The organism is Streptomyces sp. NPDC001532, assembly GCF_040298625.1.
GTDB lineage: Bacteria > Actinomycetota > Actinomycetes > Streptomycetales > Streptomycetaceae > Streptomyces.
In genome coordinates this window covers 1-18,238 of the sequence record NZ_JBEPAL010000039.1, presented here as the reverse complement: position 1 = coordinate 18,238, position 18,238 = coordinate 1, and the positions used below count along the sequence as shown (strand labels likewise).

Sequence of the window (18,238 nt, the reverse complement as noted above, 5' to 3'; positions counted from 1 at the left end):
CCTGGTTGAATCCCGGGAAGGACCGCGCCCCCGGCACACACCGGACGCGGAGTCGACGAACCGCGGCCACCACCGACGCGCCGGGCCGCGGACAGCTGTGGGGAGAGCATGAACGAGGGGAAGCCCACGCAGAGCCCTTCGGGCCGACCGGACGCGGTCCCGCCGCCGGACGCCTCCGACACCGACGCCGACGGCGACTTCCGGCTCGGTGCGCCCGCGCCGGCGGTGCCGGGTGCCTCGGCCGAGGGCGACTTCGAGCTGAGGAAGCCGGAGGGCCCTGGCCTGGGCACGGCCTCCCCGGACGCCGCCGGGACGGCACCCGAGCCGGAGCGGCCTGCACCGGACGCCGCCGGGACGACACCCTCGCCGGAGCGGCCTGCACCGGACGCCGCCGGGGCCGAGGAGTCGTGGCCCGCCGCAGCGCCCGCCGCCCCTCCGGAGGGCCCCAGCCTGGGCACGGCCTCCCCGGACGCCGCCGGGACGACACCCGAGCCGGAGCGGTCCGCACCGGACGCCGCCGGGGCCAAGGAGCCGTGGCCCACCACGGCGCCCGCGCCCGCCGCCGCCTCGGCCCCCGCTGCCGCGCCCGCACCCGCTCCAGCTGCGGTCCCCGCCCCAGCCCTCTCCGCCGAGGAGCCGTGGCGCGTCACGGCGCCCGCGCCCGCCGCGCCCGCCGGCGCCCCCGCTCCAGCTGCGGCTCCCGCCCCAGCCCCCTCCGCCGAGGCCCCCAAGCCCCTGCATGACCCCGACCCCTACAGCACCCCGCCGTACGGCCGGCCGGGTCCCTGGGCCCCCGCACCGCCCGTCCAGCACCCGGCGACGACCCCCGCCCACGGCACGGCGATACCCGCCGTGCCGCAGACGGCCTTGGGCATGCCCGCACCGCACCCGACCCCACCGGCTCCCGTGGCGCCTGGGACGCACGAGGCGCACCGTGACTCCGAAGGAGGCGCACCCGCGCACGGCGCCCCTCCCGCGCACGGCGTCGCCCCGGCGCAAGCCGTGGCTTCCGCGCACGGTGTGCCCGCCGATCCCCGGACGGGCGCTCCCGGCGGTCCCGCGCCCGCGCTCGGGCCCGGCGAGTCCGCCCCCGCCGCCCCCGGCCCCTGGCAGCGCTACGACCCGTGGGCGGCGGCAGCAGCCGGTCCCTTGCAGCAGAGCGGCGCCGCGGTGCCCTCGCGGCAGCAGCGGAGCAAGCGGGCCAAGCGGGCACTGACCGGTGTGATGGTGCTGCTCGCCCTGGTGTCCGGGGTCGTCGGCGGGGCCGTGGGCGTCTATCTGGAGCGCAACGGCGGCATCGGGCAGGTGGAGTTGCCGCAGGCCGGGAAGGAGCCCGAGGGACGGGCCCCGGACAGCGTCGCGGGCATCGCCGCCCGGGCCCTGCCGAGCGTGGTCACCCTGCATGTCTCCGGCAGCGAGGAGTCGGGCACCGGCACCGGGTTCGTGCTCGACGACCGCGGCCACATCCTCACCAACAACCACGTCGTCGAGCCCGCCGGCGCGGACGGCGAGATCACCGTGACCTTCCACAGCGGCGACACCGCCGAGGCGGAGGTAGTCGGCCGGGACAGCGGCTACGACCTGGCCGTCGTCCGGGTGCGCGGCGTCAGCGGGCTGGAGCCGCTGCCGCTCGGCAACTCCGACAACGTCCAGGTCGGCGACCCGGTCGTCGCCATCGGCGCGCCCTTCGACCTGGCCGGCACCGTCACCTCGGGCATCATCTCCGCCAAGGAGCGCCCCATCACGGCCGGCGGCGAGAAGGGCGACGGCAGCGACGTCTCGTACGTCGACGCCCTCCAGACCGACGCGCCCATCAACCCCGGCAACTCCGGCGGACCGCTCCTGGACTCCCGCGCCCGGGTCATCGGCATCAACTCCGCCATCCGCTCCGCCGACACCGGCGGCGAGCTGGACGGCGGGCAGTCCGGCTCGATAGGTCTCGGCTTCGCCATCCCCATCAACCAGGGCAAGCGCGTCGCCGAGGAGCTGATCAACACCGGGAAGGCCACACATCCGGTGATCGGCGTCACCCTCGACATGAACTACACCGGCGACGGCGCCCGCGTCGGCACCAAGGGCAGCGACGGCGGCTCCGCGGTCACCGCGGGCGGCCCCGGCGACCGGGCGGGCATCGAGCCCGGTGACGTCATCACCGCGGTCGACGGCCAGCGCGTCCACTCCGGTGAGGAACTCATCGTCAAGACCCGTGCCCACCGGCCCGGCGACCGCCTGGAGCTGACCGTCCTGCGCGACGGCCGGAAGCGGACGATCTCCCTGGTGCTGGGATCGTCGGGGGACTGATCCGAGGACCCCTCAGGAAGTGACAGGAACCTCACAGACAGGACGCTTCCGTGCCTCCCACAAGGGCGGCGACCCGAAAACCGCTCAAATACACGCACTCGGAGGTCACGGGACGGTACCGGTCGGACAGGAACGGCGGGTACCGTGGATCCGGCCCGGACCACGGGAGGACATCGCAAGGAGCTTCAGGTGTTCAATGACATAGGACCGCTTGAGCTGGTGACGCTCATCGTCCTCGCCGTGCTCGTGTTCGGTCCGGACAAGCTCCCGAAGGTCATCCAGGACGTGACGCGCACGATCCGGAAGATCCGTGAGTTCTCGGAGAGCGCCAAGCAGGACATCCGGCAGGAACTGGGCCCGGAGTTCAAGGACTTCGAGTTCGAGGACCTCAACCCCAAGAACTTCCTCCGCAAGCAGCTGGACAACGAGGACCTGGGGCTGAAGGAGATCCGCAACGGCTTCGACCTGAAGAAGGAGATGGCCGAGGTCACGGACGCGGTCCACGGCCGCGAGTCCGAGGGCTCCTCCTCGTCCGCCGCTTCCTCCTCCTCGTCGTCCTCGGCCGCGTCGCCGTCCGGCGGCCGCGTCGACATGAGCAAGAAGACGGAGGACCGTCCGCCGTTCGACGCGGACGCCACCTGAGCCCGGCGCGCGCCGCGTCGCGCGCCCTTCGCACGGCCTGATCCCGTCCCTCGGGCGACTCACGCGCCGGGCGCGTTCCCGGCTGCCCCGACCGGTGTGGATATGCTGCCGAGTTGTTGTGCGGACCGTACGCAGATTCGCGACGCCGCCCGAAGGGGGGCGGGCGGACCGGTCCGACGAGAGCGAGGAGGCGTCCGGGCAGATGGAGACGACGAGTCGGTCAGTCGCGCAGGCGCCGGCCGCGGAGGGTGGACAACAGGTCCCCTCCGCCCGGCGTACGGTCGACGGCTACCTGCGGGCGTCCTTCCCGTGGTACGGCCTCGACGAGGCCTTCACGGGGCCGCGTTGGCTGATGCAGGTCGGCACGGCGGCCGACGGAGCCGTGGAGCACGGTTCGATCGGTCATGGGGACGAGCCCTCGGTACGGGCCGAGGCGACGGCGGAGGACCGTGAGCGGTTCGCGGTCGTGGTGACGGTGGCGGCGAACCCGGTGCGCCGCAGCGCGGACGGCACCGGGCTGCTGGAGGCCACCTCGGTGTCCTCGGCGGCGTGGCTGGCCGGGGTGGGGCTGCTGTCCTTCACCTGGCCGGGGCAGATGGACCACAGCCTGCGGGACGACTGGCTGGAGCAGCAGACCGAGACGGCGTGGGCCCTCGCCGACGACCTCGACGGTTCGGAGTGGTCGACGCTGTCCCTGCCGGTGGACGGGGTGCCCACGCCGTTCCACTACCGCGAGTCCGAGTTCGGCTGGGTGCTCGCCGGGTCCACGCAGGAAGGGGTCCATGTGGGCGCGTACGGCCGGGGGATGAGCGCGTACGGGCTGGGCTTCGCGATGGTCAAGGACATCGCCGCGTACGCCTAGGCGGACGCGGCGAAGGCAGCGCGCGGGAGCGTACGAGGAGGGGGCGCCGTCCGGCTGGACGGCGCCCCCTCCTGTCGTACACGGGCCGGAGCGCGCCGCGGCCTCGCTCGCGGGCTAGAACTTGTTCTTCGGGGTGATGCCCAGCGACAGCCCCGACAGGCCGCGCTGGCGCCCGCCCAGCTTGCCGGCGATGGCGCGCAGGGCGGCGCCGGCCGGGGAGGCGGGGTCGGTCAGGACGACCGGCTTGCCCTCGTCGCCGCCCTCGCGGAGGCGGACGTCGATCGGGATGGAGCCGAGTACCGGGACATTGGTGCCGGTGGTGCGGGTGAGGCCGTCGGCGACGAGCTGGCCGCCGCCGGTGCCGAAGACGTCGACCATCTCGCCGCAGTGCGGGCAGGGCAGGCCGGACATGTTCTCGACCACGCCGACGATCTTCTGGTGGGTCTGGACGGCGATGGAACCGGCCCGCTCGGCCACCTCGGCGGCCGCCTGCTGCGGGGTCGTCACGACCAGGATCTCGGCGTTCGGCACCAACTGGGCCACGGAGATGGCGATGTCGCCGGTGCCGGGCGGCAGGTCCAGGAGCAGCACGTCGAGGTCGCCCCAGTACACGTCCGCCAGGAACTGCTGGAGGGCGCGGTGGAGCATGGGGCCGCGCCAGACGACGGGGGCGTTGCCCGGGGTGAACATGCCGATGGAGATGACCTTCACGCCGTTCGCCGACGGCGGCATGATCATGTTCTCGACCTGGGTGGGACGGCCGTCGGCGCCCAGCATGCGGGGCACGGAGTGGCCGTAGATGTCGGCGTCGACGACACCGACCTTCAGGCCGTCCGCCGCCATCGCGGCCGCCAGGTTCACCGTCACCGACGACTTGCCGACGCCGCCCTTGCCGGAGGCCACCGCGTACACCCGGGTCAGGGAGCCGGGCTTGGCGAAGGGCACCTCGCGCTCGGTCTGGCCGCCGCGCAGCGCGGTCGCCAGCTCCTTGCGCTGCTCGTCGCTCATCACGTCCAGCGTGACGTCGACGCGGGTGACGCCCTCGACGCGGGAGACCGCCTCGGTGACGCGCTGGGTGATCGTGTCGCGCATCGGGCAGCCCGAGACCGTCAGGTACACGGTGACGGCGACCGCTCCGTCCGCCCCGATGTCCACCGACTTGACCATCCCGAGTTCGGTGATGGGGCGGTTGATCTCGGGGTCGTTCACCGTCGCCAGTGCTTCGCGCACCGCGTCTTCCGTAGCCATAGTGACGATGGTACGGCGCCGCACAGGGGCCCCGGGATGCCCGTCAGCGGTCGTCTACGTCACGTCCGGGCGACCGATCCGCCGGGAATACGCGGTGGCCGTCCTTCCCCTGGTGCGCCTCGGCCCGCTCCTCCAGCTCCCTCACCAGGTCCTGGAGCTCCGAGCGGATCCAGTCACGGGTCGCCACCTCGCCCAGGCCGATCCGCAGGGCCGCGATCTCCCGGGTCAGGTACTCGGTGTCCGCGATCGACCGCTCGTTCTGCTTGCGGTCCTGTTCGAGGTTGACCCGGTCGCGGTCGTCCTGCCGGTTCTGCGCGAGCAGGATCAGCGGGGCGGCGTAGGAGGCCTGGAGCGACAGCATCAGGGTCAGGAAGATGAACGGGTACTGGTCGAACCGCAGATCCCGCGGCGCGGACACGTTCCACAGCACCCACAGGATGATCACCACCGTCATCCAGACGATGAACCTGCCGGTGCCGAGGAAGCGCGCGATGCGCTCCGAGAGCCGCCCGAAGGCCTCCGGGTCCCATTCGGGCAGGATCCGCGGCCGCGGCGGGCGCGGCTGGTCCAGCCGGGCGCGGGGCCGGCTGGTCGCGGTGGCCCCGGCGGGCACGCGCTCGCGGGCGGTCTCCCGGGTCGTCTCCCGCTCAGGAGCCATGGGCGGCCGCCCCCTCGTCCAGGTGGAACTCGGTCTCGCGCCAGTCCTCCGGCAGCATGTGGTCCAGCACGTCGTCCACGGTGACCGCGCCGAGCAGCGAGCCCGACTCGTCCACCACGGGCGCCGCGACCATGTCGTACGTCGCGAAGAACCCGGCGACCACCGGCAGCGCGGCGTCCGGCGCGAGCGCCTGGAGGGCGTCGTCGACGAGCGAGCTGACCAGCGTGTACGGCGGGTCGCGCAGCAGCCGCTGGAAGTGCACGGTGCCCAGGTACTTGCCGGTCGGTGTCTCGTCGGGCGGGCGGCAGACGTAGACCTGGGCGGCGAGGGCGGGGGAGAGGTCGGGGTTGCGGACGCGGGCGAGGGCGTCGGCGACGGTGGCGTCCGGGCGCAGCACGATCGGCTCGGTCGTCATCAGACCGCCGGCGGTGTGCTCCTCGTACGACATCAGCCGCCGCATGTCGGCCGCGTCGGCGGGCTCCATCAGGCTCAGCAGCCGCTCCTGTTCCTCGGTCGGCAGCTCCGACAGCAGGTCGGCCGCGTCGTCCGGGTCCATCGCCTCCAGGACGTCGGCGGCGCGCTCCTCCTTCAGCTTGCCGAGGATCTCGATCTGGTCGTCCTCCGGCAGCTCCTCCAGGACGTCGGCCAGCCGGTCGTCGTCCAGCGCGGCGGCGACCTCGGCGCGCCGCTTGGGGGAGAGGTGGTGCAGCACGTTGGCCAGGTCGGCGGGGCGCAGCTGCTCGAAGGTGGCCAGCAGGTTCTCGGCGCCCTGCCCGTGCTCCTCCATCGAGAAACCGGTGACCGCCGACCACTCGACGGTCAGCGTCTCGCCCTTGGCCCGGCGGAAGGCACTGCCCTTGCGGCCCTTCCGTACGAACACCCGGTCGATCTCCCAGTCGCGGCGGGCCGGGAGCTGCTGCACCGACAGGTCGAGTACGGTCACCTCCTCGTCGCTCTCCACCAGCGTGACGCGCCGGTCCAGCAGCTCGCCGAAGACCAGCCGTTCGGTGGGCCGCTGCTCGAAGCGGCGGACGTTGAGCACACCGGTGGTGATGACCTGGCCGGACTCGATGCCGGTCACCCGGGTCATGGGCAGGAAGATCCGGCGGCGGGTGGCCAGTTCCACGACCAGTCCGAGCACCCGGGGAGGACGCCGGGCGACGCGCAGCATCACGACGAGGTCGCGCACCCGCCCGACCTGGTCGCCGGTGGGGTCGAAGACGGCGACGCCGGCGAGGTGCGAGACGAAGATCCGGGGGGCGCCCGCTGCCATGTTCCGCACCTTTCGATTCCGGAGCGCGTGTGTTGTCCGGGTTGCCCGTTCGGGTGGCCTTCAGGCTAGCCCGTCCCGGTCGGATACGCCCTGGTGAGCGGTCCGGACGGTCTGGCTCAGCCGCCCCCCGCGGGCCCCGGTACTCTGCGGTACGCCGACCGGACCCCCGTCAGAAAGGCAGCCCCACCTGTGACTGCGATCCCCCAGGGCCGTACCCGCCGGGCCACGCTGATGAGCGCGCTGTGCGCGCTGGTGGTGACAGGCGTGGGGCTGACGGGATGCGGTGGCGAGGACCCGGACGCGGGCACCAACGGCGTGGGCAGGCTGGCCCCCGAGAAGATCCAGACGAAGACCCGGGCGGCCGCGGAGTCCGCCGCGGCGGTACGGCTGTCCGGGACCGTGGTCACCAGCGGGCGCACTTACAAGCTCGACATGCGGCTGAAGGCCGACGGCGGCACCGGCTCGGTCACCGCCGACGGCGCGGCGTTCCAGCTGCTGCGGGTCGGCGAGGAGCTGTATCTGAAGGCGGACACGGCGTTCTGGAACCCCGAGGGCGGCGAGGGCGACGCGGCCGCCGCGGACAAGCTCGACGACAAGTACGTCAAGGTGCCCGAGGGCGACCCCTCCTACCAGCGGTTCAGCGGCTTCACCGACAAGGACGTACTGCTCGACGGCCTGCTCACCCTGCACGGCACGCTGGCGACCGACGGCCACCACGAGCAGGCGGGCATACGCACCATCCGCATCTCCGGCGACAAGGGTTCCGGCGGCACCCTCGACGTCTCCCTGGAGGGCAAGCCGTACCCGCTGCGCCTGGTCCGCGGCGGCGGCGCGGGCACGCTGACCTTCTCGTCCTGGGGCGAGGACTTCGCCCTGTCCGAGCCGAAGAAGAGCGAGACGGTGGACTACGGCAAGCAGCTGCCGACGTCGTAGCGGCGCGTCCGAGGCCGCGGTGGCCGATCCGCGGCTGTGGTCACTTGCGCTTGCGTCGCTTCAGCAGCAGCCGCGGCAGGGCCGCCGGGATCGGGCGGCGGGTGGTCGCCGGGCTGGGCAGCGGGGCCTCGGCGAGGGACTCCGCCGGCAGCGGCAGGGTCGTGCCGGTCGGCTCCAGCCGCAGCACCCGGCACTCACGGCGCCAGCGCTCCGGCATCGCCTCGCCGTCGGGCGCGTTCAGCCGCTTGCCCTTCAGCTCGGCGACCGCGGCCTCCCACGCCTCGGAGCCCGGCGCCAGTTCGGCCACCGTGGCGGTCCATACGACCACCCGGCCGCCCTTGTCCTTGCTGCGCACCGTCACCTCGGCCGTGACGCCGTCGGCCAGTCCGGGCAGCGGCTGCTCGCCCGGTCCGTCGCCGACCACACAGGCGGCGCCGTCCTGCCAGGCGTGCCAGAGCGCACGGGCGGGGACGCCGGGCCCCTTGACCCAGACGAGGCCGGACTTCTTGGTGGCCTCCTCGACGAGGGCCCGGTCGAGCAGCTCGGTTGTCATGGGCCCAGCCTATCCAGGCCGGACCGGAGCAGGTGGGGCCGCTCCGGACGGCCCAGGGCGCCCGGAGGCGGCTCAGAGCCAGCCGTTGCGCTTCAGGGTGCGGTGGATGCCGAGACAGATCACCGCGGTGATGCCGAGGACCATCGGGTAGCCGAACCGCCAGCGCAGTTCGGGCATGTGGTCGAAGTTCATGCCGTACACCCCGCACACCATGGTCGGCACGGCGATGATCGCCGCCCAGGAGGTGATCTTGCGCATGTCCTCGTTCTGGGCCACGGACGCCTGCGCGAGGTTGGCCTGGAGGATGGAGTTCAGCAGTTCGTCGAAGCCCATGACCTGCTCCTGCACGCGGACCAGGTGGTCGGCGACGTCCCGGAAGTACTTCTGGATGTCCGGGTCGATCAGCCGCATGGGCCGCTCGCTGAGCAGTTGCAGCGGCCGCACCAGCGGCGCCACGGCCCGCTTGAACTCCAGCACCTCGCGCTTGAGTTGGTAGATCCGGCCGGCGTCGGTGCCGCGCGGGGTGCCCTTGCGGCCCGGCGAGAACACCTCGGTCTCCACCTCGTCGATGTCGTCCTGCACGGCGTGGGCGACCGCGAGGTAACCGTCGACGACATGGTCGGCGATGGCGTGCAGCACGGCCGAGGGGCCCTTCGCCAGCAGTTCGGGGTCGTCCTGGAGGCGGTGCCGCAGTCCGCGCAGCGAGCCCTGGCCGCCGTGCCGGACGGTGATGAAGAAGTCCTGGCCGGTGAAGCACATGACCTCGCCGGTCTCGACGACCTCGCTGTTGGCGGTGAGTTCGTCGTGCTCGACGTAGTGGATGGTCTTGAAGACGGTGAAGAGGGAGTCGTCGTAGCGCTCCAGCTTGGGCCGCTGGTGGGCCTGGACCGCGTCCTCCACGGCCAGCGGGTGCAGCCCGAACTCGCTGGCGATCCCGGCGAATTCGGCCTCGGTCGGCTCGTGCAGCCCGATCCAGACGAAGCCGCCGTCGCGGCGCACCTGGCGCATCGCCTCCTGCGGCGTCAGCGGCCGGGCGGTCGGCACCCGGGCGCCGTCGCGGTAGACGGCGCAGTCGACGACGGCGGAGGCGGTCGCCGGGTCACGGGTGGTGTCGTAGGTGCCGGTGTCCTTGCGCAGCGCGGGACGGGACGGACGCACGGCGGCGCGCAGGTCGCGAATCATCGACATGGGCAGGCTCCTTCGCAACGGGCAACGAATGACCGCCGGCAACGGGTGGAACTACCCGGAATGGGGACGTCCTGACTGCGGATGTTTGGCACGTCCACAAAGCGGGGAGCACCGCACCGTTGCGGTGGCGAGCTTCGTCACTGAGTCAGCTGCTGATGCAGACCAGACAGATCAGACAAATCAGATGAGGCGAAACGAAGTGCTCTTCCGGATGAAGACGCGCACGCGAGAGGCGGCCGCCAGCTAGAGCCAGAGCTGCGTCAGTAGCCGGAAGAACCGGTGGTACTGCACGGTCGACTTCGATCCATGACAGCCCCACCTCCTCCGGCCGGTCCCTGGTGAGGGACGATCCCAACCCTCTTAAGGGTTCCCGTGGCGTCGGGACTTAGACCGCGACGCTTCTGCGTGCTGCCCGACCACCGGCCAAGAGTATCAGCCGGTCGAAGTGTCAAGGCGCTGCTTTGCCCGTACCTGACGAGTTCTATGCTCGCCGCATGGCTGATGTTCTTCCTTTGGTCGAGGCCCGGTTGCGTACCGCGCTCGGCGAGCCCGACGCCCGCGCCGCCGTCACCTTCCTCGGCACGGACCGCATCGAGGTGCTGCGCTTCCAGGCCTCCGGCCCCGAAGGAGCCATCGTCCGCTACGCCACCCTCGGCATGTCCGCCCAGCCCATGACGGACCCCACCGCGATGCTCGCCGACCCGGTCAAGGGACCCCGCGTCGAGCTGGTGCTGTCCGTGCGCGCCGGGCTGGCCGACACCGGCAAGGTGCTCCGCCCGCTCGCCGTGCTCGCCGCGTCCCCGCAGGTCGAGGGCGTGGTCGTGGCCCCGGGCGCCTCGCTGGACGTGGGCGAGCCGCTGTGGCCCGGCGCCACGTTCACCTCGGTGCTGGTCGCCGAGCCGGGCGGCCTGGTCGAGGACCTGGAGCTGGACGCGCCGATGGACCCGGTGCGGTTCCTGCCGCTGTTGCCGATGACGCCCAACGAGGCCGCCTGGAAGCGGGTGCACGGCGCCCAGGCCCTCCAGGAGCGCTGGCTCACGCACGGGACGGACCTGCGGGATCCGCTGCGCACCTCCGTCCCGCTCGGGTGACGGATCTCACCAACCTCCGCCCCGTGGGCCTCGGGTGACGAGGGTTCAGTCGGCGAAGACCCCGACCCCGTCCTCCGTGGCGTGCCGCGGCTGAAGCTCCTCCGCCTCGTGGCCGAGGGCCTTGCGCCGTACGGCGACCACCGCCGCGCCCGCCACCGCCGTGACCGCGGCGACCACGAACGGGATGTGGACGTCGGTCCACTCCTCGATCTTCGGTGCGAAGTAGGGAGCGGCCGCCGCCGCGAACCAGCGGACGAAGTTGTAGCCCGCGCTCGCCACCGGGCGCGGCGCGTTCGACACGCCGAGCGCCAGCTCGGTGTAGACGGTGTTGTTCACTCCGATGAAGGCGCCCGACAGGATCGTGCAGACGACGGCCGTGGTGTGGTCGCCGTAGCCGAGCACGAGGACGTCGGCGGCGAGCAGCACCAGGGAGCCGCCGAGCACCTTCAGCGAACCGAGGCGCTTTTGCATCCGGGGCGCCACGATCACCGAGAAGACCGCGAGCAGCACACCCCAGGCGAAGAACACGGCACCCGACTTGTACGGCGTCATGTCCAGCACGAAGGGGGTGAAGGCCAGCACGGTGAAGAACGTGTAGTTGTAGAAGAACGCCGAGACGGCCGCCGTGGCGAGGCCGCCGTGGCCGAGCGCCCGGATCGGGTCGAGCAGCGCGGTCCTGCGGGCCGGCTTCGGCTGTTCCTTCAGGAACGCGGTGATGCACAGGAAGCCGACCGCCATCAGGAACGCGGTGCCGAAGAACGGGTAGCGCCAGCTGGCGTCGCCGAGCAGGGCGCCGAGCAGCGGGCCGCACGCCATGCCGAGGCCGAGCGCGGACTCGTACAGCAGGATCGCCGCCGCGCTGCCGCCGGCCGCCGCGCCGACGATGACCGCGAGGGCCGTCGAGACGAAGAGCGCGTTGCCGAGGCCCCAGCCGGCCCGGAAGCCGACGAGTTCGCCCACCGAGCCGGAGGTGCCGGACAGGCCGGCGAAGACCACGACCAGCGCGAGGCCGAGCAGCAGGGTCCTGCGGCCGCCGATCCGGCTGGAGACGTATCCGGTGAGCAGCATCGCGACGGCGGTGATCAGGAAGTACGAGGTGAAGAGCAGGGAGACCTGGCCGGCGGTGGCGTCGAGGCCCTCGGCGATGGACGGCAGGATCGGGTCGACGAGTCCGATGCCCATGAAGGCGACGACGGATGCGCCGGCGGTGGCCCAGACGGCCTTCGGCTGCCGCAGGAGGCTGCCCGCTCCCGCGTCGATGGGGTCCATGGTCGCTCCGGATCCGGACGACGTCCGACGAGGAGATGGTTGGTGTATGCACACGGTAAGTTAGAGCGACTAATAAATGCAACATACATCTATGTTTCCGCGTGCGGCGTTCCGTCCGGACGGGTGATCGTCCTTGACGTGACGGAGCGGGGGTAGGACCGTGGGGCTCTATGAGGGGCGAACCCAGTTGCCCGAAGTGCGGTGGCCGGGTCAGGGCGCCCGGTCTCTTTGCCGACTCCTGGCAGTGCGATGTCCATGGCGCGGTCTATCCGCTGCAGCCCGTGGTCCCGCCCAGCGTCGACGCCCTCGCCGTCGCGGTGCGTCGGGCGCAGGTGCCGGTCTGGATGCCGTGGCCGCTGCCGATCGGCTGGCTCTACACGGGTGTGCTCTGCGCGGGTGACGACCGCAGTGGCGGCCGCGCCACCGCGCTGGCCTGCTCGGGGCCCAGTCCGCTCGGCGGGGTCGGTGAACTCGTGCTGGTGGCCGAGGAGCTCGGCGTCGGACTCGGCGCGCGGTACGCCGGTGTCGACGGGCCGGACCCGGGGCCGTATGTGAACGTCGAGAAGCCGCCGCAGGCGAAGGTCCTCGCCGCCGGCCGTCCCACCCCGCTCTGGCACGTCTCCGGCACCCCCGACGACCGCGCGGTGTTCGCGGGCGAGGCGCGGGGGCTGTGGCTGTGGGCCGTGGTCTGGCCCGAGCAGTCGGGGCTGCTGATGTACGACGAGCTGGTGCTGACGGATCTGCGGGACGCGGGGGCGGAGATGGAGCTGGTGCCCTGCGGGGCGCTGTCGCCGCGCCTGCTCTCGCCGTGACGGTGCGGAGCTGAGGGCGGTGCGGCGGTGAGGGGCCGGTGCGGCGCTGAGGGGCCGCCGACATCCTGGCGGGTTGCCGGTGTCCGTAGGTGTCCGTAGGTGTCCTGAGGTGGCCGTCGGTGGCCTTCAGGGGGCGGTGGCGTTACCCGGGTGTAAAGGGCGCATGCCGGGAGCGGGTGTGACATCGGGGTGTCGGTTGAGGCTATCCTTGGGTGTCCCCTTCCGTACCGTCACCGCCTGGAGTCCGCGTCGTGCGCATAGACCTGCACAGCCACTCCACCGCTTCCGACGGCACGGACACCCCCGCTGAGCTGGTGCGCAACGCCGCCGCGGCCAAGCTGGACGTCGTCGCGCTGACGGACCACGACACCACCCGCGGGTACGCCGAGGCGATCGCCGCGCTGCCCGAGGGGCTGACCCTGGTCACCGGCGCCGAGCTGTCCTGCCGGATCGACGGCGTCAGCATGCACATGCTGGCCTACCTCTTCGATCCCGAGGAGCCCGCACTGCTCGCCGAGCGTGAGCTGGTGCGCGACGACCGGGTGCCCCGGGCCAAGGGCATGGTCTCCCGGCTGAACCAGCTGGGCGTGCCGGTCACCTGGGAGCAGGTGGCGCGGATCGCCGGGGACGGTTCCGTGGGGCGGCCGCACGTCGCCTCCGCGCTGGTCGAACTGGGCGTCGTACCGACCGTGGGCGACGCGTTCACCCAGGAGTGGCTGGCCGACGGCGGCCGGGCCTTCGTCGAGAAGCACGAGACCGACCCCTTCGAGGCCATCCGGCTGATCAAGGGCGCGGGCGGCGTCGCGGTGTTCGCCCATCCCGCGGCCGCCAAGCGCGGTCGTACGGTCCCGGAGTCCGCGATCGCCGAGATGGCCGCCGCCGGCCTCGACGGCATCGAGGTCGACCACATGGACCACGACCCGGACACCCGGGCGCGGCTGCGCGGCCTGGCGAAGGAGCTGGGACTGCTGGTCACCGGCTCCAGCGACTACCACGGCAGCCGCAAGACCTGTGTGCTCGGCGAGTACACCACCGACCCCGAGGTCTACGGGGAGATCACCCGGCGGGCGACCGGGGCGTTCCCGGTGCCGGGGACCGGCGGAGCGATCTGAGGGAGCGTCCCGCTCCCCGTTCCCCGCTCACGCCCGTACTTCCTTCTTTCAGCGCAAGGCTCGTAGCTCCCCCATGTTCGACATCGCCGTCTTCGGCTCCCTGTTCCTCACTCTTTTTGTCATCATGGATCCCCCTGGGATCACCCCGATCTTCCTCGCCCTGACGGCCGGGCGGCCCGCCAAGGTGCAGAAGCGGATGGCCTTCCAGGCCGTCTGTGTCGCCGGCGGTGTGATCACCGTCTTCGGTCTCCTCGGCCACCAGATCCTCGACTACCTGCATGTGTCCGTGCCGGCCCTGATGATCGCCGGTGGACTGCTGCTCCTGCTCATCGCGCTCGACCTGCTCACCGGCAAGACCGACGAGCCCAAGCAGACCAAGGACGTCAACGTCGCCCTGGTGCCGCTGGGCATGCCGCTGCTGGCGGGTCCGGGTGCGATCGTCTCCGTCATCCTCGCCGTGCAGAAGGCCGACAGCGTCGGCATGCAGGTGTCGGTGTGGTCGGCGATCCTCGCCATCCATGTCGTGCTGTGGCTGGTGATGCGTTACTCGCTGCTGATCATCCGGGTCATCAAGGACGGCGGTGTGGTCCTGGTGACCAGGCTCGCGGGCATGATGCTGTCCGCGATCGCCGTGCAGCAGATCATCAACGGTGTCACCCAGGTGATCCAGGCGAGTTGAGCAGGGCGAGTCGAGTATGAGGAAGCCCCCGTCCGGCGCTGCCGGGGCGGGGGCTTCGAAGCGTGTGTGCGAGGTCCGCGTTATGAGGCCGGGGTGTCGGCCGGGCGGATCCACAGGCGCTGGCCGATCGCGGCGGCCTGCTGAACGATCCGGTTGACGGAGGCGGCGTCCACGACGGTGGTGTCCACGGGCGTGCCGTCGACGTCGTCGAGTCGCAGAATCTCGAAGCGCATGGCTTCTCCCTTCGTCTGGTCATCCTCCCTGAGGAGAACTACTGGTGGAGGGCGCATGGGGCGACAGTGCCCCGTGTTCCGTACCTATGCAACGCGATGTCTGTTACAAACATTCCCTACGCTAAAGAAATTTTTCGAACGACTAATTACTGACGCGTAAGCAAGTGGGTGATCATTCCGGGACCGACCGGGACCGGTTGTGTTCGCAGCGTGACGACCGGGACAATGGAGGCGATGAACGACGACCTGGCGGCCCTGGCCGCCCGCCTCGACCGAACGAACGAGCTGCTCCAGCGCATGCTCGCCGAGGTGGCGAAGACGCCCTCGACCCACGCGATCTTCGTCGACGCCGGGTACCTCTACGCGGCGGCGGGACGCCTGGTCGCCGGCACCGAGGACCGGCGGGCCTTCGACCTGGACGCCGAAGGGCTGATCGACGCCCTCATCGACCGGGCCCGCACCGTCTTCGCCGACAGCCGGCTGCTGCGCGTCTACTGGTACGACGGCGCCCGACGCCGGATCCACACCGCCGAGCAGCAGACCATCGCCGAGCTGCCCGACGTCAAGGTCCGGCTCGGCAACCTCAACGCCAACAACCAGCAGAAGGGCGTCGACTCCCTGATCCGGACCGACCTGGAGTCCCTGGCCCGGCACCGGGCGATCAGCGACGCCGCCCTGCTCGGCGGCGACGAGGACCTGGTCTCCGCCGTCGAGGCGGCGCAGGGCTACGGCGCGCGGGTGCACCTGTGGGGCATCGAGGCACCCGAGGGCCGCAACCAGGCGGAGCCGCTGCTCTGGGAGGTCGACAGCCAGCGCACCCTCGACCTGGACTTCTTCAAGCCGTACGTCTCCCGGCGCACCGCCGCCGCCTTCGACACCGCCGGCGCCGCCCGCCCCACCCGGGAGGACGTGCGCTTCGTCGGCGCCCAGATCGCCGCGAAGTGGCTGGCCGCGCGAGGCCGTGAGGCCCTGGTCGAGCTGCTGCCCGGACACCCCTACCTGCCCGGCTCGGTCGACCAGGACCTGCTGGTCGAGGCGGAGGGCATCCTCCAGTACTCCCTGCGCGGGCAGGCGGACCTGCGGCGGGCGCTGCGCGACGGCTTCTGGGTGCACCTCCAGACGCAGTACTAGCGGGCGTGCCGCGGCCGGGGCGGCCACGAGGGCAGGCTGCGGTGGGACTGGTGGCTGGTGACTGGTGGTGGCGGTAGTGGCGGGAGTCGCTGCGGCTCACTGGCCGGCCGGGTGCCGGTCCCAGAAGTCGGCCACCGCGCGGGCCGTCGGCAGCGGGCGGTCCAGGTTCGGGGAGTGCTCCGCACCCGTCACGACCGTGCGATGCGCGCCCAGCCGCAGCGCCATCCCGTCCAGCAGCGGCACCGGCCAGGTGCCGTCCCGGACACCGGACAGCACATGGCACGGCAGCCGTACGGCCGCAAGCTCGCCGACCCGGTCCGGCTCGGCGCACAACTGCCCGCCCGTGGCCGTCAGCTGGGCGGGTGAGTGGCCCAGCCAGCGGCGGCGCAGCTGCTCCGGACCGCCCAGACCACGCGCCGGACCGCCGACGTCCTCCGGTGCGCCCATGGCCAGGATCGCCTCCCACACCTCGGCCATCGTCATCACCGCCAGCGCGTCCCGCAGCAATCGCACCCGCTGCCGCTGCGACTCCGAGATCTCGGCCGGGCCCGAGGAGACCAGGGTGAGCGACACGAAGGGGGAGCGGTCGCGGAGGACGGCAGCGCGGGCGATCTGCCCGCCGAGCGAGTGGCCGAGGAGATGCACCGGCGTGCCGAGGGCCTCGGTCTGAGCCAGGACGTCCTGCGCCAACTCGGCCTGTTGGTAAGCCGATTCGTCGTCCGACGGCCCCTTCGACTCGTACTGCCCGCGCCCGTCCACGGCGATCGTCCGGTACCCGCGCACGGCCAGCGGCTCGTGCATCAGATGGAAGTCCTCCTTGCTGCCGGTGAACCCCGGCAGCAGCAGCGCGACACCGCGCTGCGCCACACCGGGAGCCACGGGCACGTCCACCACGGCGAAGTCACCGCGGGCGGTCCGCAGGGGATAGGAACGGGCGCCCGGGGGAGGGGCGAGGGGGGTGGGGGTGGTCACGGGGGGAGGGTAGCGGGGCGGGGCGGTGGGGCGGTGGGGCCCGGGGTGGGTGGGGGCGTGCGGGGGCGTTCGGGGAGGTGTGGGGGTGCGCTGGGGGCCCGGTGCGTGGGGTGCATGGGGGCGGGAACGCCGACGGCCCGGCCCACATGTGGTGGGCCGGGCCCTCGTACGGCAGGTGCGGTCAGCTGTCCGCGGGCTCCGCGGCGGCCGTGGCCTTGCGGGTGCGGCGGACCCTCGGCTTGGCCTCCGTCGCCTCCGCGGTGGCGGCGGCCGGGACCGTCGCCTTACGGGTGCGGCGCGGCTTGGCCTCCGGCTCGTCGGCGGCCTGTGCCGGGATCTCGGCCGTCGCGCTCGCCGCGGTCTTGCGGGTGCGCTTCGGCTTGGCCTCGGCCTCCGGGGCGTCCGTGATGGCGGGGGCCTCGGCGGTCTTCCGGGTACGGCGGGCCTTCGGCTTGGCCTCGGTGCCCTCGGCGGTGTCGACCGCGGCTTCCGCCGTGGCCGCCGGGGCGGTCGCGCTCGCCGCGGTCTTGCGGGTGCGGCGCGGCTTGGCCTCGGCCTCCGGGGCCTCCGTGGTGGCGGGGGCCTCGGCGGTCTTCCGGGTACGGCGGGCCTTCGGCTTCGCCTCCGCGCCCTCGGCCGTGTCCACGGCGGTGACCTCGGCGGCCTCCACCGGCTCGGCGGCCTTACGGGTACGACGGGTCCTCGGCTTGGCCTCGACCGTCTCGACCGTCTCGGCCGTCTGTGCCGTGTCCACAGCGGCGACCTCCGCGGCCTCCACCGGCTCGGCGGCCTTACGGGTACGACGGGTCCTCGGCTTGGTTTCGGTGGCCTCGGCCGTGTCGACCGCGGTCTCCGCCGGGGCGGCGGTCTTGCGGGTGCGGCGCGGCTTGGCCTCCGGCGCCTCGACGACGGCGGCCTCGACGACGGTCTCGACGGGGGCCGGGGCCTCGGCAGGCTCCGGTGCCGTCACGGCGGCCGTCTGCTCGACGGCCGGCGCGGTCTCGGCGGACCGGCGGGTACGGCGGCGGCGCGGCTGTGCCGGGGCCTCCGGCGCGTCCAGCGTGCCCGGACCCTCGGCCGTGGTCACCGCGGCCTCGGCGGCGGGAGCCACCGCCTCGACGGTCGCCGCCGGCTGCGCCGGGGCTCCGTTGCGGGTGCGGCGACGGCGGCGCGGGGTGCGCGGCGCCACGGACTTCCTGACGATACGTCAGGGCGTGTCCCGGCGGACACTGCCCGGGGAACTGCTCACCGCCCGCACGGGCATCACCGTGTCCGCGCGCG

General features: G+C 72.6%; 18 protein-coding genes. 9 read left to right on the top strand and 9 right to left on the bottom strand.

The window, feature by feature from the left end:
* Positions 1–108: 108 nt before the first annotated feature.
* The 3 genes from ABT232_RS29170 to ABT232_RS29160 all read left to right on the top strand — a co-directional run bounded on the left by ABT232_RS29170 (position 109) and on the right by ABT232_RS29160 (position 3,805).
* Positions 109–2,301 (top strand): S1C family serine protease, encoded by a 2,193-nt coding sequence (locus ABT232_RS29170; protein WP_351845240.1) that lies wholly within the window; start codon positions 109–111, stop codon positions 2,299–2,301.
* A 189-nt stretch (positions 2,302–2,490) separates the two neighbouring features.
* Entirely contained in the window at positions 2,491–2,943 is a 453-nt protein-coding gene (locus ABT232_RS29165; RefSeq protein ID WP_351845238.1) for a sec-independent translocase, read from the top strand.
* A gap of 202 nt (positions 2,944–3,145) precedes the next feature.
* Positions 3,146–3,805: a hypothetical protein gene (locus ABT232_RS29160; protein ID WP_351845236.1), complete on the top strand. Its 660-nt coding sequence runs from the start codon at positions 3,146–3,148 to the stop codon at positions 3,803–3,805.
* A 114-nt stretch (positions 3,806–3,919) separates the two neighbouring features.
* Here ABT232_RS29160 and ABT232_RS29155 read toward each other — a convergent pair whose 3' ends face one another.
* Genes ABT232_RS29155 through ABT232_RS29145 form a run of 3 tightly spaced genes read right to left on the bottom strand, consistent with a single transcriptional unit; the run spans position 3,920 to position 6,984 of the window.
* Positions 3,920–5,053: an Mrp/NBP35 family ATP-binding protein gene (locus ABT232_RS29155; protein ID WP_351845234.1), complete on the bottom strand. Its 1,134-nt coding sequence runs from the start codon at positions 5,051–5,053 to the stop codon at positions 3,920–3,922.
* A 43-nt stretch (positions 5,054–5,096) separates the two neighbouring features.
* Complete coding sequence (locus ABT232_RS29150) at positions 5,097–5,711, bottom strand: DUF1003 domain-containing protein (protein WP_351845232.1); 615 nt, start codon at positions 5,709–5,711, stop codon at positions 5,097–5,099.
* Positions 5,701–6,984, bottom strand: coding sequence for a magnesium transporter MgtE N-terminal domain-containing protein (locus tag ABT232_RS29145; protein ID WP_351845230.1), 1,284 nt, complete (start codon positions 6,982–6,984; stop codon positions 5,701–5,703). The genes ABT232_RS29150 and ABT232_RS29145 overlap by 11 nt, the downstream gene beginning before the upstream one ends.
* A 189-nt stretch (positions 6,985–7,173) precedes the next feature.
* Between ABT232_RS29145 and ABT232_RS29140 the strand changes: the two genes are divergently transcribed.
* Entirely contained in the window at positions 7,174–7,917 is a 744-nt protein-coding gene (locus ABT232_RS29140; protein WP_351845228.1) for a hypothetical protein, read from the top strand.
* Between the two features lie 40 nt (positions 7,918–7,957).
* Here the strand turns inward: ABT232_RS29140 and ABT232_RS29135 are convergent, their stop codons facing one another.
* Together ABT232_RS29135 and ABT232_RS29130 are read right to left on the bottom strand one after the other, a co-directional pair.
* On the bottom strand, positions 7,958–8,470 hold the full coding sequence (locus ABT232_RS29135; RefSeq protein ID WP_351845226.1) for a hypothetical protein: 513 nt from the start codon (positions 8,468–8,470) through the stop codon (positions 7,958–7,960).
* A gap of 72 nt (positions 8,471–8,542) precedes the next feature.
* Positions 8,543–9,658, bottom strand: a complete 1,116-nt coding sequence (locus ABT232_RS29130; RefSeq protein WP_351845224.1) for a magnesium and cobalt transport protein CorA — start codon at positions 9,656–9,658, stop codon at positions 8,543–8,545.
* Between the two features lie 494 nt (positions 9,659–10,152).
* Between ABT232_RS29130 and ABT232_RS29125 the strand changes: the two genes are divergently transcribed.
* Positions 10,153–10,749 (top strand): suppressor of fused domain protein, encoded by a 597-nt coding sequence (locus ABT232_RS29125; RefSeq protein WP_351845222.1) that lies wholly within the window; start codon positions 10,153–10,155, stop codon positions 10,747–10,749.
* Between the two features lie 45 nt (positions 10,750–10,794).
* Here ABT232_RS29125 and ABT232_RS29120 read toward each other — a convergent pair whose 3' ends face one another.
* Complete coding sequence (locus ABT232_RS29120; RefSeq protein WP_351845220.1) at positions 10,795–12,018, bottom strand: MFS transporter; 1,224 nt, start codon at positions 12,016–12,018, stop codon at positions 10,795–10,797.
* A gap of 170 nt (positions 12,019–12,188) precedes the next feature.
* Between ABT232_RS29120 and ABT232_RS29115 the strand changes: the two genes are divergently transcribed.
* The 3 genes from ABT232_RS29115 (at position 12,189) to ABT232_RS29105 (ending at position 14,621) form a co-directional block, all read left to right on the top strand.
* Positions 12,189–12,830, top strand: coding sequence for a DUF6758 family protein (locus ABT232_RS29115; RefSeq protein WP_351845218.1), 642 nt, complete (start codon positions 12,189–12,191; stop codon positions 12,828–12,830).
* Positions 12,831–13,081: 251 nt separating this feature from the next.
* Positions 13,082–13,942: a PHP domain-containing protein gene (locus tag ABT232_RS29110; RefSeq protein WP_351845216.1), complete on the top strand. Its 861-nt coding sequence runs from the start codon at positions 13,082–13,084 to the stop codon at positions 13,940–13,942.
* A 73-nt stretch (positions 13,943–14,015) separates the two neighbouring features.
* A complete protein-coding gene (locus ABT232_RS29105) occupies positions 14,016–14,621 on the top strand; it encodes a MarC family protein (RefSeq protein ID WP_351845214.1) in 606 nt (201 codons plus the stop codon).
* A gap of 80 nt (positions 14,622–14,701) precedes the next feature.
* On the opposite strand, the gene ABT232_RS29100 is transcribed toward ABT232_RS29105, so the two are convergent.
* Positions 14,702–14,854 carry a DUF8834 family protein gene (locus ABT232_RS29100; protein ID WP_166002179.1) on the bottom strand — a complete coding sequence of 51 codons (153 nt, stop codon included), beginning with the start codon at positions 14,852–14,854 and terminating at the stop codon, positions 14,702–14,704.
* Positions 14,855–15,079: 225 nt separating this feature from the next.
* Between ABT232_RS29100 and ABT232_RS29095 the strand changes: the two genes are divergently transcribed.
* Positions 15,080–15,985, top strand: a complete 906-nt coding sequence (locus ABT232_RS29095) for an NYN domain-containing protein (protein ID WP_351845346.1) — start codon at positions 15,080–15,082, stop codon at positions 15,983–15,985.
* Between the two features lie 96 nt (positions 15,986–16,081).
* Here the strand turns inward: ABT232_RS29095 and ABT232_RS29090 are convergent, their stop codons facing one another.
* Entirely contained in the window at positions 16,082–16,957 is an 876-nt protein-coding gene (locus ABT232_RS29090) for an alpha/beta fold hydrolase (protein WP_351845212.1), read from the bottom strand.
* A 181-nt stretch (positions 16,958–17,138) separates the two neighbouring features.
* Positions 17,139–18,146 carry a hypothetical protein gene (locus tag ABT232_RS29085; protein ID WP_502975491.1) on the bottom strand — a complete coding sequence of 336 codons (1,008 nt, stop codon included), beginning with the start codon at positions 18,144–18,146 and terminating at the stop codon, positions 17,139–17,141.
* Between the last annotated feature and the right edge of the window lie 92 nt (positions 18,147–18,238).

Coding starts and splice junctions, on each gene's coding strand:
- ABT232_RS29105 (WP_351845214.1), top strand. CDS start 14,016: ATGTTCGACATCGCCGTCTTCGGCTCCCTGTTCCTCACTCTTTTTGTC.
- ABT232_RS29130 (WP_351845224.1), bottom strand. CDS start 9,658: ATGTCGATGATTCGCGACCTGCGCGCCGCCGTGCGTCCGTCCCGTCCC.
- ABT232_RS29150 (WP_351845232.1), bottom strand. CDS start 5,711: ATGGCTCCTGAGCGGGAGACGACCCGGGAGACCGCCCGCGAGCGCGTG.
- ABT232_RS29160 (WP_351845236.1), top strand. CDS start 3,146: ATGGAGACGACGAGTCGGTCAGTCGCGCAGGCGCCGGCCGCGGAGGGT.
- ABT232_RS29125 (WP_351845222.1), top strand. CDS start 10,153: ATGGCTGATGTTCTTCCTTTGGTCGAGGCCCGGTTGCGTACCGCGCTC.
- ABT232_RS29115 (WP_351845218.1), top strand. CDS start 12,189: ATGAGGGGCGAACCCAGTTGCCCGAAGTGCGGTGGCCGGGTCAGGGCG.
- ABT232_RS29120 (WP_351845220.1), bottom strand. CDS start 12,018: ATGGACCCCATCGACGCGGGAGCGGGCAGCCTCCTGCGGCAGCCGAAG.
- ABT232_RS29100 (WP_166002179.1), bottom strand. CDS start 14,854: ATGCGCTTCGAGATTCTGCGACTCGACGACGTCGACGGCACGCCCGTG.
- ABT232_RS29145 (WP_351845230.1), bottom strand. CDS start 6,984: ATGGCAGCGGGCGCCCCCCGGATCTTCGTCTCGCACCTCGCCGGCGTC.
- ABT232_RS29095 (WP_351845346.1), top strand. CDS start 15,080: ATGGAGGCGATGAACGACGACCTGGCGGCCCTGGCCGCCCGCCTCGAC.
- ABT232_RS29170 (WP_351845240.1), top strand. CDS start 109: ATGAACGAGGGGAAGCCCACGCAGAGCCCTTCGGGCCGACCGGACGCG.
- ABT232_RS29155 (WP_351845234.1), bottom strand. CDS start 5,053: ATGGCTACGGAAGACGCGGTGCGCGAAGCACTGGCGACGGTGAACGAC.
- ABT232_RS29135 (WP_351845226.1), bottom strand. CDS start 8,470: ATGACAACCGAGCTGCTCGACCGGGCCCTCGTCGAGGAGGCCACCAAG.